This window comes from Allofournierella massiliensis (genome assembly GCF_004345265.1).
Classification (GTDB): domain Bacteria; phylum Bacillota; class Clostridia; order Oscillospirales; family Ruminococcaceae; genus Allofournierella; species Allofournierella massiliensis.
This window is the reverse complement of the sequence record NZ_SLUM01000012.1, coordinates 20,964-35,489: the sequence shown is the minus strand read 5'-3', so window position 1 is coordinate 35,489 and position 14,526 is coordinate 20,964. Positions and strand designations below refer to the sequence as shown.

Here is a 14,526-nt window from a genome sequence, read left to right as displayed (position 1 = left end):
TTCTCTGTCATAAATCTCTGATAGAGTGGGACCTTCTGGGTGGTTCACAATGAACCGCCCCTGAGTCCAGCGAATGGGCGCAATTCCCCCTTGGCGGAAGATCTTGAAATTATTATTGATACAGCGAGTGGTTTGTACTGCATTGTGGTACAAACCACTCGCTCTTTTATTTCACGGTATAAAGATTGGAGGTGCTGCTCCCGTTTGCTCTTTGGCGGGAAGCCTTTTTCAGATATCCGTGCCGCTCCAGATCGTGCAGCGCCCGCTTGACCGTGGAGCGGGACAGCTTCATGTCCGAGGCAATGGTCTTAATGCCCAGCCAGCACTTTCCCTCGGCATCCGAGCGATCCCGCAGGTACATATAGACCGCCTTCGCTCTGGAGGGAAGCTCAGTGTCGGCGTAAATCGTTCCGAAGTAACTCATCGTTCCTCCTCTCCGAATGTCTTCATTTGCTTTCCTCTTTTTACAGCCCTCTCCTGAGCCGGAGCATGGGCGATGCCGCCCCGGCTGGATACCGCATAGCCGCGGCTTTCGTCCATCTCCTCCGGCTCACTGAGCTGCGGGAGATTCCGCTCCAGATCCACCCGGTTGGCATAGGCCACCGCTCGGCTGGCTCTCTCCGGCACCACATACGGCTCCCCGAAGGTAATGCCCCAGTTTAAGAAGAGTTGGAGCCGGGTCCGCATGGGATGAGTGCCGGTTTTCATGACGATAAAGCTACCCTTGGGAATGGATTTTAGCTCGTCGGGCGTCAGCAGGGCGCGCTCCATCATCTGCAGGCTCTGGCTGGGATCGTTCTTGCCACGGCTCACCGAGCCGGAGAGGACGGTGCGGCTGCCCAGGGCTTTGGACAGCACTTCGGCGGTCTGGCTGTTGGGTGCAAAGCCGCCGAAGATGGTGTCCTGGCAGTTGTCCTGAATGATCTCGCAGCCCTCTTTCCCGTAGTTTTTTTCGAGCTGCGCTAAGGACTGGATGATCGGCACGAGCGTTAACCGGCGAGAGCGTCCAGCGGAGAAAAGGGGCAGTATATCAAACGGGGCATGGTGCCGAATTCGTCACAGAAAAGCACCACCCGGTTTTTCAGCTTGCCGCCGTTCTCATCGGCCACAGCGAACAGCTCCCGGCTCAGGTTCTGGATCATGAGACCGGCCATGAAGTTCTTGGTTGTGTCTTCTTCCGGCAGGATCAGGAAGATGGCAGACTTCTCCGAAGCAAACTTCTCAGCGTCAATGGCGCTGTCGAAGCACAGGATCTGCTCCAGCTCGCTGTCCAGAAAGGCATTCAAGCGGGACAGCACGGTGGACATGACGGAGGCCATTGCCTGCTCGGCGCTGTTGAGGGCGGCACCGGCAAACCACCTCGTCTTGTGATCCGGCGGCAGTTTTGCCATCAGGAGCTGGAAGTGGCTCTTGCCCTTGACACGGCTGGGCTCCAGCAGATCCTGCACCAGCTTGAACACGGAGACGATATGGCGGCGCTCCTGGGGGTGGTCTTTATCGGGCGGCAGGAACTCGGCCAGCATCAGGATGACCGAGGTGAGAAGCCCTTCCGCCGCATCGTAGAAGAAAGCGTTCTGGCCGCGGTTGCTGTCATCGCCGTCCGGATTGACGATGGTCTTGGACAGGATTTTGGCGTATTTCTCGGCCTTGGCCCGGGCCGCGAGATTGTTCGGGTCATTCCGGGCAATGTCCATATACCGGTTGACCAGAGTCAGCAGATTGTTTCCGTCCGAGCGGGTGGGATTTCGCAGGTCGATCACGGCCACATTCTGATACCCATAGCAGTTCTTGGCAATGGCGCCGTAATTGCGGGCGAGGTCGCCCTTGCTGTCCAGCGCCAGCCAGCTCATGCCGCTGGCGCAGGCGTACTCCAGATTGGGATAGAGAAAATATGCGGTCTTGCCGATGCCGGAAGCGCCGATCATCAGGCAGTGGATGTCATCGCTGTCCACGAGGGCGGTTAGTTCGCCTTTCTTTCCCTTGCAGCCCAGCACCAGCCCCTGCTCCGTGGGCAGGTTCTGGCCGCTGCGCCATTTCTTCACCTCGAAGGGGACATGGGCATAGGTCTGCCGGATCTCTTTGGCTGTGGCCCATCTTGCGGTGCCGTGCTGGCCGTCGCCGACCGTTTTGGATTTGATCCCGCTCAGGGTGTAGTAGTGGGACAAGGCGGCCAGACAGCCGATGACCAGAAACATCAGCCCGCCGGCGGCTAACAAAATCAGGACTTGGTGTGGCATGGTTAACCCCTTTCAGGGCACACCACTTCCTGCTCAGTTCCATACTTCTGAATGCGCACATCACTCTTGTTACGGCCTACTTCGGGTGAACAGGAAGTGGTGTGCGTTGTTGTTATTTACTGCATGACTTGTGCGAAGGACGGTTCCTCAGCGGTCAGATCATCATTCCAATCCTTGTGTGCGGGAATGAGCCTTTCCACCGTGTACCTCTCTGCCAGCTGTTCCTTCATGCGCCGGCTGGCCAGGTGGCCAGCCTCGTCATTGTCGAGGCAGAGCAGAACCGTATTGATTTGCGGCTGCCGCTCCAGCAGCTTCAGCACCGGCTGAATAGAGGTGCCGCAGCAGGCCACATAGCTGTGGCTTTGCCAGTTCTCCGGATGGAGCGTGATGTAGGAAAGCATATCGATGGGAGCTTCGAACACATAGAGGCTCCTATCTGTGCCGATATGGTGGAAGCTGTGGCGGGGATCGCAGCCCTCCACATTGAGCCGGAAGGCTTTGCCGAAGCTGTTGGCGCTGCGCTTGTGGGCATGGCGGGGAATGCCATCTTCATCCGTACCCACGAAGACTGCGTTGTGGTAATCGGCATCTTCATACAGCAGCTTCTCTCTGGCAAAGTGCGCCACAACGCTCCGGTCGATATTCCGTTGCTTGACCAGATAGGCATAGACCCGGCGCATATTGGAATTGGCCGGCGGAAGGACAAAGGGTTTGGGCGGCTCCTCAACCCGTTCTTGGGCAGAGGGATAGACCGTTCCCATCTCACCCCCCAGAAGCATGGTCACCGCCTCTGGATAGCTGAGGTGATAAAACCGCTGCACGAAGCTGACAGCGTGACCACCCCGCTCCTCGGCATGATCGTACCACTCGTTGCCGCGGATGGTGACGCTATGGTCTCGGGCCAGCCGTTTCTCTCTGCCGGAGGTAAGGAGCTTTTCGCCGCGGCAGCGAAGAAACTCCTCCAGATCAACGGAGGCGGCTCGCTGCTTTTGTTCATCTGTGAAATGAATATAGGTCGACATAGGTTCCTCCTGTTACATGGTCTGCTGATAGGATACCTGCTCCTCATGATCATCCGCCTTGTGGCCTATGGCCATCCGCTTTTCCGTCAGCCGCTTGCGCCGTTTGGAATCGATGCGAATCCCTGCCGGGTTATGGGGCGGTGCAGAATTATCCCGGAAGATCCGGCTCATGTGGTGGAGCAGTTTGGTTGCCGCCAGCATCACGGACGGATCACGGAACTGGTCGAAGCGGTCGAGGAAGAATTGGGCGTACTCATTGCCCTGGGCGGCGGAGCGTGTGAACCGCTCTCTGGCCTGCTCCCGATCCTGCTCCACATCCCGGCCCAGGAGATACAGCTTTCCCAAGGTGTATTGGGCAAAGGGATTTCCCTGTCCGGCAGCAGTGGTCAGGTACTCCAGAGCCTTTGCCACATTCTTTGTCACAGACTCACCGGTGAGATAGAGTTTCCCCAGACAGTATTGGGCAAACTGGTTTCCATGCCCGGCGGCCCTGTCCAGCCAGCGCATGGCCTCCGCTGTGCGCTTCTGGGAAAGGAGCAGTTTTCCGAGAGCGTATTCTGAAAAGTCATTTCCGGCCTCTGCAGATAAGCGAAACCACTGCTCCGCTTTTTCGTGGTCCCGCATGGTGGAGAGATCATCCCGATAAAACTTGCCGATCTGATGCGCCGCCACCGTGTATCCTTCCGCCCAGAGCTGTTCCAGCACTCGGACGGCTTCGGCGTGTTCCTCGTCCAACGCATAGACATCCCGCAGGATCGCTTTGGCGGCACGATAGCGTCGAGCCTGTTCATATACGCTGTTGGATCGCTGCTCCTCATGTGCCGTCTCCGGCTCATCTTGCATCTTCTCATCTTCAAAAGTCAGGAGGCCGAGACGAATATTCTCGGCCTCCCGGATGATATCGTTTTTGATCCGGCGGAACTCTTTTTGCTGAGAGAGCGGGAGATGCTCCCGCGGTGTACGGCTGCCATAGCACTCGTTCAACTCATCCCGGATCTGATTCCAGGTCTCATAGCACTTCGCCACTTCCGGCTGCCGGGCCAGCTCATCTACGATGGCGTCCACCAACGCCTTCAGCGGCTTCTTCAGATAGCCATACTGCTTTTTCCCGGTGGTGGTTTCCAGGGCCTGCACCAGCTGGCGCATCTGCTTCTCGATGACGGGGTTGTCGCAGAGCTGAGGTCTCCTTTTGAAATTACCAACCAAACGATTGACTATGTGGCGGAACTTGCCGAGCTGGTGGGGAAACGATCGGTAGTATCTTTTCGGCCAATCCGACACTGTGACGAAGCAATCGGATTGGAACAATCCATGGAACGATTACTTTAGTTACATACGAAGCCCGGAATGCCTGTCTGCATCAGGCCTTCCGGGCTTCGTTTACATTAGCGGCGTCGATATCTCTCCGGGGTATAGATGCGGGCATCCATATAAATGACATGGTGCCGGTCACGATGCATTTTTGTTTTTCAAAGCGTATCCTTCAGCAGGCAGAGGGATAGGGGACTGCAGCGGCAAAGTGCTTCCTCCTGTGCGGAGCGGCCAGAGGGGATGCCGCCGTCCGGATTGGTTGCCGATGCAACTTTAATCCGGCAACCGCTCTGCCGGATTTTCCGACTGCCTGCAGAGTCAGATCCCGGGATGCAATTCGGGTGGATTGCTCAAACCACTCCGGTAGTTCAGCGTCAGGGGAAACCGGACTGAAACCGCAGAATGCAGAGTCAGGTCTGCTAAAGTAGGATTTACATAAGAGGACATTGCCTGAAACTCCCGCCCAAGGGATTCCGGCACACGCCCTCATCTGGAATTTCACGCAGCCTTGCCGTCACAGAGCCCTGCAAATCCGAAAGATAAAATCGGTATGCGCAAACGAAAATCAAATTCTGTAAAACGGGTATAAAAAGGTATGCACAAAATCCGCTGAATTTTTCGGATTGGGGATAAAACACGGGCAAAAATTCCGTTTTTTGTGCGAGAGCAATCCGAAAAAGCATCACGAAACCATGCGCTTTTGCAGAACGGATTACCCGGGCTGTACCAAATCGGACCGGTAGCGTTCCAACAGTGCCTCCTGGTATCCCGCCTGTTTCCGATGCAGGATTGCCTGTGCCACCGGCTGCAGGAAGGGGCACTGAACCTTTTCCAGCTGGCTGAGCCGGGAAGAGGATGAGACGGGCTTTGTGGACAGGGCGGTCTGGTAGTCCTGCAAGGTCATGTGCCAGAGGTGGAACCGGTCGCCATAGGTTTGCCACAACCGGTCGGCAATGGCCAGCCCCTCCGGATCAAAATCCCCTGCGTAGTAAAGGGAACACCCGGATGCAGCCAGCAGATCCAGCAGCTGCCAGGAAGCTTCCCGCAGCTGACCGGAGGTGCAGATCATGGGATGCAGGATCCCCGGCTGCCGGCACAGCGTGGAAAACACCATCTGGTTTTCCAGAAGATAAACGCGGCCGGTAGGGCTGAATGCCGCTCCGAGTGCAGAGATCTGGGAAGAGGTCAGCAAACAGAACTGTTCCTGCTGACGCAGCTGGGCACAGGCGGGATGCTCCCGGCCATCCGGCAGAGCCAGAATCAGACCGCGCTGGACCGTAAAGCAGGAGATGTCATCCAGCATCAGGCCACATTCCCGGTACAGCGCCAGCCTGTCACGAGAAAGCGAGGGAACAGGCCGGCCTTTCCAGTAAGCCAGCGCATGCAGCAGCAGATGTCCGGCGGGGTTCTGTCCATCCAGCGCATGGGGATCGGTGGAAACCGCATAGCTGCACAACGCCAGCTCCTCCGGTTCAGAGGCCGTTGCCAGTCGATCCAGTGCGCAGCAGACCCAGTGCAGCCAGCGCGCCGCGTCCTTATCAGTTTCAATGTGGGGTGCAAGCAGCTGAAAGCCATTGCTCTTGTCCTGTGCCATGGCACAAAGCCAGTTTCGGGTAACCGGCTGGTGAGGCTGGGCGTCCTCGGCGGCAAAAAATGCCTGTACGGCATCCTGCCGGACCGCTTTCTGGAGCGGATTGGAAAGCAGCGGCCGGCCGTCCAGCCGCAGCCAGAAGTCGGCCATATCTGTAACGGCGAATCGACTGGCACGCAGGGCTTTTTCAAAATCAGAAAGCTTGTAGCGCAGGCGCGGCGGAACAAACCGGCGGCCCAGAAGACCTTCGGCGGCCTGACATTCCGCGTCGGATGCATCCTTCAGCTGAATCACGCCGTCGGAATATCCCGCAAGGGATTTTTTGCGCAGCTGTTTCAGCTGACGTTCCCAGGCAGGGGAATTGGTGAAATATCGGCAAAGTGCTTCGTCCTTCATAGCTCCTCCATCCGGCGTGTATGGCCGTCCCAGTGATAGCGTACCACCGTGACCACGTCCGCGTCCTGCGGCCGCCAAAGCTCGGCAATGTTCAGGCTGGGAACCGACGCATAGCAGCCCCACAGCGCCTGCGAGTTCATGATATAGTTCAGCCCCAGCTGATGAACCAGAGCGAACATGCTCTCAATGTTGGTTTCGTCCACGCCGGCAAAGGCTTCATCCAGAGCCATGAGCTGGGGGGCATCCTCGCTGGCCGCAGCATATTGGGCGGACAATGCGGCGAACAGCGGCACATACATGGCCATGGCTTTTTCGCCGCCGCTGAAGCTGTTAAAAGCGGAATCCGTCAGTTCCCGTTTCGTGGGTGCCGGGTTGGCGGAATTGCCCTTCTGATAATAGAGCTGGAACTCGAACCAGTTGCGGAAATCCAGTGCCTGCCGCATCAGTTCGGAATAGGTGGCAGGCGCAGCACTCTGGCGGGACAGCTCCCGGGCCTTGGCGATTTTGGCGCGGAAATGACTGGTGATCTTATCCCGGTCTGCATCGCCCATCACAGCGGGATCTTTGCGCAGAAGATCGATGAGCTCGCGGGTGGCCAGCTCTTCCTGCTGATCGGCGGGTTTTCCCTTCCAGTTCAGGCTGAACCGCAGACCCATGGAAGTATTCAGCTGTTCCATAATTCCGCTCATGCGGCGGGTCCAGTCCTGACTGTTGTTGATGCGATGACTCAGCTTGGTGGTGATGGTCTGGTTCAGGATGGTCTCAAACAGACGCCGGTCCTCCATGGAAAGAATCTGCTGATCATCTTCAATGTGGCGTTCGATGTACTGGATGAAATCCAGAAGATCCATCCGCTGTCCGTTGGGATACAGGTCGATGCAGGCGCGGGTGCGCAGCAGGTTGTCTTCATTCTCGAACAGGGGGTTCAGGGTAATGCGATAGGAGTTCAACACGCTGGCATCACGAACATTCTTTTCAAGGGAGGTGCGCAGCCGGTCCAGTCCCAGATTCCGGTCGTTCTGCCGGATGGCATTCTTTGCGGTTTCCGCCTGCTTCCAGAGTTCGTTGTCATTGCGTCCCGGCTGACCCGGCCCATGGCAGAGCTCTTCCTCAAAAATCTGGCGCTTGCGTTCCTCGTCCAGCATGTCCCGCTGCAGCCGCTCCTTGCGCTGAGACAGATCCGGCAGATCGTGCTGCAGATCGTTCTGGCTCAGTGCAAGTTCCATTTTCGCACCCTCCAGGCGCTCGTGCACCTGTGCCAGCTCCTGGCGCAGTGACTCCAGCTTTTCGGCCAGAGCCCGGGTTTCCGGCTGGTTCAGGTACTCCTCCAATGCGTCAATCGAGACTTGTGTTTTGCGCAGATTCGCCTCGTGAAAACGGATTCGGTCGGTGCATTCCAAAAGTTCGTCATTCAGTTCATCCAGCTGCTGTTCCAGATCGTTCAAGCGGCCTTCGGTGAGTTCCAGCTTCCGTTTGTCGGCGGAAATATCCTGAAACAGGCTTCGGTACTCGTCACAGCAGCCTGCCATGGCTTCATAGGTATCGGCATTTCGTTCATACGGCAGGTCCTTGGTCAGCGGAAGCAGCTGGGCCCGGAGCGCGTTTGCCTGTTCCTGCTGATGCAAAAAACGCTGCCGTCGATCCTCATGGATGCGTTCCTTTTGCTCCATTTCAGCCCGCTGGGTGGATGCAAGCTGCAGACAGGCCGCCAGATCGGCGGTGGTGGGGCGCTGCTCGTATCCGTTTTGCAAAAGAGACAGATCCGTTTCCGCCCGATGAATCTGTTCCAGTGTGGCATGAATCTGCTGTTGCTGTTCCTCGACCTGCAAAGAAAGGGCGGCAATCTGGCGGCGGCGATTTTCCCGGCGGGTGGATGCACCGATATAACCGGCGGGCTGCAGTGCCACGCTGCGACCCTGAATAGCGCCCTGCCGGTAGCGTCCGTCGGAGGAAAAATAGACGGTGCCCTCGGGCAGAGAAGAGATCCGACTCAGAAGGTCGGCCACATTGGCCCAGGCAGGCGCTTCGGATGCAGGGTGCAGCGCAACGGGAGCGGTGGCCTTTGGGGCGTTTTCCAGATTCAGAAAATGGTCGGGGTGTTCCGCCAGAATCACGGCAGCATCCTCTTTGGCGGATTCCGGCAGCACCAGCGCATCCAGAAGGCCGGTTTCCATCAGCTGGGTTTCCAAAAGTGCCTGTTGCTCCGGTGAGAGCTGGTCATCAAAATCCACCAGTTCGTAAAAAGCGGCGTGAGGAATGCCGCGCTCCTTCAGCAGATCGCGGGTCTGCTGAACTGCTTTGGAGCGGGGAGGAGGAAGTTCTTCCTGCTGTTCCAGCTCTCTGCGTTTGGCCGCAAGGTCATTGAGTGCCGCCTGCTGTTGAGAAGAGAGCTGCTTGAGTCGATAAAATTCGCCCTGAAGGGGACGGGCGAGGGCTTCACGGGCTGTGCGCAGCAGTTCCTGGATGGCCTGTTCCTGACAAAGACCTTCATATCCGTTCACCAGCCGGAACAGCTCCCGCACCTCATCCCGGTTCAGCCGGAAGGGGAGAGCGGGAGTTTCCAGCTGGGCAAAGGCTGCACACAGGCTGTCGCGTTCCCGCACCACAAGCTGTTCTGCTGCTTCCATCTGACTGCGGGCATGCTGCAGCTCCAGATTGGCTGCATCCAGATCCCGCTCGTAGCCGTCCAGCAGCTCCAGAGCGGATTTGTGTTGCTGCAAAAGATTTGCGGCACTGCGCAGCCGCTTTGCATACTGTGCCAGCAAGGGTAACTGAACATTGAAATCAAAGGCCGACAGGGAAGAGGGGTGATGCGCCCAGCGCAGCTCCCCGTTCAGCAAATTCAGCTGCTGGAACTGCTGCTCTAAATTGTCCTGATGATCCTGAACCTCCTTCCGGGCCTGGCGCTGCTGAAGCTCCTTGCCGGAAAGCGTGGCCTGCTTTTGGCGTTCCTTCGCTTGTTCCTGCTCGATCTGAGTTTGATGCTGGCGCTTTTCCTCTTGCAGCTGTTCCAGTCGCTGAACACTGCTCTCCAGACGGCTGTCTGCCTGCAGAGTATTCAGTTGTCCGGTGAGTTCGCTCTCCCGCTGGGAAAAGTTTTTGACATCGGTCTGCGCCTGTTGAAGACGGCGTTGTGTCCGTAAGATGAAATCCTCCTTTTCCTGAACTTCCAGCTGCTGTTTTTGGACAAGATGGCGGGCAGTGAGATAGGCTTCTGCTTTTTTGCCCAGCACAAACTGATTGTAGCGGATGTATTCCTTGCGCAGCTGGCGGGCCGCCTGCAAGCTGCGCTGCAGCTCGTCCAGCTGAACCTGAATATTGTCCATCCGCTCCATGGAGTTGACCATCGGGGCAATATCGTCTTCACTGAGGGGCTGCAACGAGGAATTCAAAATTTCCCGCACCAGACGGGGCGAGAAATCCTTGCTCAGTTTTGGTTTTCGGATCTGGATCAGCAGCCGAAGAAGCCGCTCATACTGTTCCAGCTCGGCGCATCCAAACAACATGCGGTTGACCATCTCTTTGTAGTCGCTGCTTCGTTCTGCCCAGTTTTCGTTTGGCCCCAGCCGGTTGTGGACTTCCTGACGGCTCAGTGAGATATGCTGCGAACCTTTGGTTTCAAAAAGGGGGAAATCTTTCTCGCCGGTTCCGATCCGCCGTCCGTCGCTCAGGCAGAACCCCCAGAACTCCACGGGCTTATCCCGCCGGGCGCGCAGTCCCACCACAAGGGTGCGATAGAGCTGGGATTGCGGCTTCACAAATTCCAGATAGAGATACCCGGTGCTTTCCTCTTTCTCGTCGCCCAAAAGATAGTATTTCATATTGCGGTCCTTACTGCCGAAGGCATCCAGTCGATACGGACGAAGATCGCCATCCAGCATAAAGGGAATAAAGCTTTGGGTGGTGACGGATTTGCCCGCACCGTTTTCGCCACGAAGCAAAAGCCGCCCATCGCTGAAGGGAAATTCCTCCCAGTCATACAGCCAAAAATTGACAAACCCCAATTTGTTCATCTGCCAGCGTTCCTGCATACGAATATAAACCCTCCTATCACTGCTTTTTCGGATAAATTCCCTGCCAGAGACTGAACCCTGGATTGAATGCAATGATGTCCTGATCGACGAATGCAAACCCCCAGTAAGACAATTCCTCCAGCACATCCTGTGCCAGTGCGGAAAGCTCTTTTTCCGCAGCGGTTTTTCCCCACTGAGCCTGATGTTCCCTGCGAAGTGCGTCCAACTCATCAAAGAAAGCCTGATAGGTCAGATGAATCCGGTCGTCCGCAGTTCGGTCAAAAGTGCCGCAGGCGGTTTTTTCACTCAAACGCTCAAAAAGCAACAGAATGATGTCGCTGAGCATCTGATCCCGTGGAAAGCAGTCGCCGCAGGGGACTCCTTCTTCCGGAAGGAAAAAGGCTCCGTTGTGATAGACCTGCAGCGTTCCGCCGATGGTTTCGTCCAGATTGTGTTCCACCATACCGCGCTGATTTTTGATGTAGGCATATACCGGGTCTGCCGGGTCTGTCCAGTACACAGCGGGCGCCAGCGCCAGCTGGCGATATGCCCGATAGGTACGGAAAGTACCCCGGTCGGAATCCGGCCCGTCCACAGGAGGATTTTCAAAATCCGAAAGCGAAGTATAGCCGGAAATATCCCGGTGAAAATTCACACTGAAATAGCGGCAAAGGCCGGTATTCTCGTACAGCACTTCCTGCTCCTGGTGGGATGCAAAGGCGTTGCTTTCCCCCTCGCAGCTGTGCAGCAGACCAATTCGTTCCGAATATTGCAGTACGCGAACCAGAGAGGCGCGGCACTGATAACGCTCCCAGCTCAGTTCATGCCAATAAGGCTTTACATAAGCGCTCAGTGCCTGTGTGAGCTCAGACAGCAAAAAGCGCTGACCATCGTCCTTGTCCTCCAGCATCAGCAAAACACCGCACAAAAGGCAGTAGTCGCTGATTTCGGTCAAGTCGGAAATTCCGAATGCCGCATCAGCCTTGCCCGGTTCCTTGACCAGTCGGATCAATGTTTCGGTGCTGACAATTTCCCATCCGAACTGATCGCGCAGGGTGCGCCGCAGATCGGGGAGTTTGCGCCGAATCCGATAAAACAGTTCCCGGTCATCCTCTCTGCGAATCCAGAGCTGATTCAAAAGGGTGCGAAATTCATCCATGGGAGTGCACCTCCTCGAAAACAAGACAGTATGCGGGCATGGTCAGATTTCCGTCGGTGCAGGGAAGGACGCAGGTCTTTCCTTGTGGACAGGTTATGGTGTAAATCTGACCATATTCCGTTCGAGCACGTTTGCTGGCGTTGGCGTTTGCCTTCACGACCCAGGACAAAAGTGTTTGTCGGACCTGAGGAGAAATGGGCTCCTCGACGGATGCGAAATCCAGCCGGCCGTTCCGGATGAGACGCTGCAGCTGATTGTGCAGTTCTTGTTTCTGCTGCAGATAGGCCTGCCGCTGAGCGGTCTTTTCCAGTCCCTTGTCGGAGAAAAAGCTCTTTTCCCGGGGTGGGCGGCCTGGTCGCCGCCGGTTGCGCAGAGGGTAGAGAAAGGGCTGTGCATCCAGACAGGGGTCGGTTTCATAGATAGTTTCCGCGTTGATTCCCGTCAGGTGAACTGCCTGCTGTGCACCAAACACCATGCCGGAAAGGCGATGGGCATCCGCCAGTGTGGGACAGGCGGAAAAAAGCTCCAGAAATTTTTTGTATTCGTTTTTTCGGTTGGCGCCGCCGCTGTGAGCCTGCAGAATCAGCTCGGCATTCATCAGGATCCGCTGGATAATATCGTTGGCCAGATCCAGTACATGCTGGCTGTCGCTCTGGCTGCTTTCCGTCGGAACAAACCAGTGGTAAAAGCTGTTCCAGAACCCGTAAACCTGATCACGCAGCTGCTGGTCATAGTTGTCATCCCGCTGGATCAGACGTCCTTCGCCTTCGCGCTTCTGGGCTGCATACACCTGTTCCAGAATTTGTGCGATCCGTTCATCGGGAAGACACAGAAGAATCCGACGGATTTTCTCCGCATGGCGCTGCAGCTCCAGCACGAACTCCTGCAGATAGCGAATGACCTTGTCCTTATAGGGTAAAAATTCCGAGGTTTGCAGAATATGTTCCGCCTGCGAGGAATAGAAATCCCGCAGATAATCCTGATATCGATTGGTAAGTTGGCGGAAATCCTGCTGCAGCAGATCCCATGACTGACTGATCGCATCGCTGTTCTGGATGGAAAGCGCAGACATCCGATCCACGGTATCAAGAATTCGCTCAAACAGCTGAGAGGACAGCACAGCGGTGCGCAGGTTCAGGCTTTCCAGCGAAAGGGTCATCCGCTCGATTTCCGTGGCGGCTTGAGACATGGAATAGCTGAACTGTTTGTTTTTGTATTCAGCGATACTGCCGGGGCGATGAGGATCCTGGATGGGAACCAGATTCCGCCATTGGCACAAGGCACTGAGATCCTGTTCCAGCTCTTCTGCAGTGTATTGGGCGAAGTGGGAATCGGAGCGAAGTAAAGCCAGCAGCTGCTGCTTGTTCAAACGGATGTTTGCTTTCTGGGATTCCAGATAGAAGATCCGCATAATCGCGCGATATCTGGACGCGTTCGCCGCGGTGAGGTAGCTTGCTTCCGGAATATCGCTCAGTGTAATTGCTCGGAATTGCATGGTGTTCACCGTCCGTTCTGCAAAAATCAGGGCTGATTCTTTTTGATAACGGAGTAAAGGGCCCTATCAATAGTGTAATGGATGATATGTCCGATAAAAAGGAATTTCAAGCAATCGGAAGATTTTTGTCGGAAAGATAAAACGAGCGGCGAATGAATTGTGGAATACTTCCAAAAGCATCCAAGACATCCAAATCATGGGGCCGCGAAAAGAAAATACACTCGATTGCAATTTGGGAGAAGCGGCATGGAAAAACAGGCCGCAAAAGAGATTACAGGCGCATACCGGTTTTGCGGAAAAATCAGTTCGCGGAAAGGCCTGTTTTTGGAATGGGTTTCTGTGTTCTGTTTTTTGCCCAAACGGCATACCGGTTTTGGAGCCGTTTCGTTTGAAAGCGCATACGGATTATAAACGGCCACCCGGATACAAACCCGCTTGTTACAAGGGTTTGGAGAGAAAAATTTATACCGGAAAACAGCGAGAAGTGTATACCACAAACAGGGTGAAGAGAACGTGGGGTAATTCGGGCTGTTTGGAGCGGTGCGTCGGGAGGTAAAATTTATACCAGAAATGCCCGACGGCGAACCGTTTTGAAAGCAGTTGCAGCTGGGCGTTTTGGCGGTGGGCTTCTATCTGGAAAAGATCGATGGAACGGAAGAAATCATTCTGACCGGGTGATTCCTTTAAGACAAGAGTTCAGAGGGGTTCTATCAAACTCTCAAAAATAGCCTGTTGATTTGGGTGGCTGTGTGCTAGAATAGTATCCATAAAACAAGGCAGGGCAGTTTGAGAATTTACTGCCCGCAGGAAAAATCCGAAAAGAACACGGTGGTTCTTTTCAGGGAGGAGAAGCAAGATGAATAACGAAACAACTGCCGTTACCAGCCCCACGGAAATGAACAATGCACAAAGGCATAACGTGCCTTCCATCGAGCAGTGGCTGAAGGAGGCAAAGCAGCAGACCGATGCGGACCAGTGCGGGATGTACCTGTTTCACAATGGTGTGGTGCGGGGCACTGCCAAAGCACAGGTGCGCCATGGCGAGAACTCGCCGCGGGTGACGGGAATGCAGTTTTCCTTTGATCAGAAGAAGGTGGATGCAGCAGTGCAGCGCGTCAAAAAAATGCCGGGCATCTTCCATGTGCGGGCATGGCTGAACAGCGGAACGTTGCAGGTGGGCGACGACCTGATGCTGCTTCTGGTGGGCGGCGATATCCGTCCTCATGTGGTGGATGCACTGCAGGCCCTTCTGGATGAACTGAAATCCATCTGCGTGAAGGAACAGGAGCATTACGAATAAGA

Annotated in this window: 10 protein-coding genes and 1 pseudogene; 2 read left to right on the top strand and 9 right to left on the bottom strand. The window is 55.7% G+C overall.

The features are described 5' to 3' along the window. Positions 1–166 precede the first annotated feature (166 nt). The 9 genes and pseudogenes from EDD77_RS08210 to EDD77_RS08170 form a co-directional block, all read right to left on the bottom strand. Positions 167–424 carry a helix-turn-helix domain-containing protein gene (locus EDD77_RS08210; RefSeq protein WP_058964279.1) on the bottom strand — a complete coding sequence of 86 codons (258 nt, stop codon included), beginning with the start codon at positions 422–424 and terminating at the stop codon, positions 167–169. After that, a pseudogene (locus EDD77_RS08205) lies at positions 421–2,237 on the bottom strand (type IV secretory system conjugative DNA transfer family protein). The gene EDD77_RS08210 and the pseudogene EDD77_RS08205 overlap by 4 nt, the downstream one beginning before the upstream one ends. A 116-nt stretch (positions 2,238–2,353) precedes the next feature. Further along, on the bottom strand, positions 2,354–3,259 hold the full coding sequence (locus tag EDD77_RS08200) for a DUF3991 and toprim domain-containing protein (protein WP_058964278.1): 906 nt from the start codon (positions 3,257–3,259) through the stop codon (positions 2,354–2,356). A gap of 12 nt (positions 3,260–3,271) precedes the next feature. Beyond that, complete coding sequence (mobL, locus tag EDD77_RS08195) at positions 3,272–4,540, bottom strand: relaxase MobL (RefSeq protein ID WP_278318318.1); 1,269 nt, start codon at positions 4,538–4,540, stop codon at positions 3,272–3,274. A 188-nt stretch (positions 4,541–4,728) separates the two neighbouring features. Continuing rightward, positions 4,729–4,869 (bottom strand): poly(ADP-ribose) glycohydrolase domain-containing protein, encoded by a 141-nt coding sequence (locus EDD77_RS18805; RefSeq protein ID WP_373211289.1) that lies wholly within the window; start codon positions 4,867–4,869, stop codon positions 4,729–4,731. A gap of 413 nt (positions 4,870–5,282) precedes the next feature. Beyond that, positions 5,283–6,557, bottom strand: coding sequence for a TIGR02679 family protein (locus EDD77_RS08185; protein ID WP_058964276.1), 1,275 nt, complete (start codon positions 6,555–6,557; stop codon positions 5,283–5,285). Further along, on the bottom strand, positions 6,554–10,588 hold the full coding sequence (locus EDD77_RS08180; RefSeq protein WP_058964275.1) for a TIGR02680 family protein: 4,035 nt from the start codon (positions 10,586–10,588) through the stop codon (positions 6,554–6,556). The genes EDD77_RS08185 and EDD77_RS08180 overlap by 4 nt, the downstream gene beginning before the upstream one ends. A 19-nt stretch (positions 10,589–10,607) precedes the next feature. Next, positions 10,608–11,729, bottom strand: a complete 1,122-nt coding sequence (locus EDD77_RS08175) for a TIGR02678 family protein (RefSeq protein WP_058964274.1) — start codon at positions 11,727–11,729, stop codon at positions 10,608–10,610. Further along, positions 11,722–13,224 carry a TIGR02677 family protein gene (locus tag EDD77_RS08170; RefSeq protein ID WP_077138561.1) on the bottom strand — a complete coding sequence of 501 codons (1,503 nt, stop codon included), beginning with the start codon at positions 13,222–13,224 and terminating at the stop codon, positions 11,722–11,724. The genes EDD77_RS08175 and EDD77_RS08170 overlap by 8 nt, the downstream gene beginning before the upstream one ends. 246 nt (positions 13,225–13,470) lie before the next feature. On the opposite strand from EDD77_RS08170, the gene EDD77_RS18050 reads away from it, so the two are divergent. Together EDD77_RS18050 and EDD77_RS08165 are read left to right on the top strand one after the other, a co-directional pair. Continuing rightward, complete coding sequence (locus EDD77_RS18050; protein ID WP_156417375.1) at positions 13,471–13,635, top strand: hypothetical protein; 165 nt, start codon at positions 13,471–13,473, stop codon at positions 13,633–13,635. 445 nt (positions 13,636–14,080) lie between these two features. Next, on the top strand, positions 14,081–14,524 hold the full coding sequence (locus tag EDD77_RS08165; protein ID WP_394326281.1) for a molybdenum cofactor biosynthesis protein MoaE: 444 nt from the start codon (positions 14,081–14,083) through the stop codon (positions 14,522–14,524). The last annotated feature ends 2 nt before the right edge of the window (positions 14,525–14,526 follow it).

Coding starts and splice junctions, on each gene's coding strand:
- EDD77_RS08210 (WP_058964279.1), bottom strand. CDS start 424: ATGAGTTACTTCGGAACGATTTACGCCGACACTGAGCTTCCCTCCAGA.
- EDD77_RS08200 (WP_058964278.1), bottom strand. CDS start 3,259: ATGTCGACCTATATTCATTTCACAGATGAACAAAAGCAGCGAGCCGCC.
- EDD77_RS08185 (WP_058964276.1), bottom strand. CDS start 6,557: ATGAAGGACGAAGCACTTTGCCGATATTTCACCAATTCCCCTGCCTGG.
- EDD77_RS08180 (WP_058964275.1), bottom strand. CDS start 10,588: ATGCAGGAACGCTGGCAGATGAACAAATTGGGGTTTGTCAATTTTTGG.
- EDD77_RS08175 (WP_058964274.1), bottom strand. CDS start 11,729: ATGGATGAATTTCGCACCCTTTTGAATCAGCTCTGGATTCGCAGAGAG.
- EDD77_RS08170 (WP_077138561.1), bottom strand. CDS start 13,224: ATGCAATTCCGAGCAATTACACTGAGCGATATTCCGGAAGCAAGCTAC.
- EDD77_RS18050 (WP_156417375.1), top strand. CDS start 13,471: ATGGAAAAACAGGCCGCAAAAGAGATTACAGGCGCATACCGGTTTTGC.
- EDD77_RS08165 (WP_394326281.1), top strand. CDS start 14,081: ATGAATAACGAAACAACTGCCGTTACCAGCCCCACGGAAATGAACAAT.